1 pseudogene is annotated in these 509 nt (G+C 70.9%); it reads left to right on the forward strand.

Annotated elements, in window-relative coordinates:
* Window positions 1-509, forward strand: a pseudogene (locus tag AC5JJ6_RS25990) (hypothetical protein); the annotation flags it as partial.

The raw sequence follows: 509 nt of genomic DNA on the forward strand, positions 1-509 counted from the left end.
CCGGCGGGTGCTCGACCGGTCGGATATCGGCGGAGACGCGCTGAACGATGGCGCGCTGAACGATGGCGCGCTGACCGACGGATGGCGCCCGGCCCAGGGCATCTGGCGCTGGCTTCAGGCACGCGAACTCCGTGCCTTGATGCTGCTGGACCAGCACCGGCTGGCACCCTGGGACGCCAGTCTCCTGAACAGCGGCCCCGCCGTCGACAGGCTCAGGCAGCTTCTTCCTGAAGTGGCCTGCCGCATCCATCATGTACCGGACGGCATCGACACGGTGCGGTTTTCTCCCGGCGGCCACTACGCCGCCCCGCCGTCCTTCGACGGCCGGACGATCATGCTGGCCGGCTTGCCGGCAGACCCGGGGGCCGGTTTGGCGGACTCCGGAGCGCATGCCGAGGCGGCATCCTGGTTCGCCACCCAGGTCCTGCCGAAGGTCCTTGCCGTGGCCTCCGACTGCCGGCTGGTCGTGGCCTCTTCCGGGCCAGCGCCGCCGCCCCATCCCGTACTCC

Source organism: Skermanella sp., assembly GCF_059503625.1.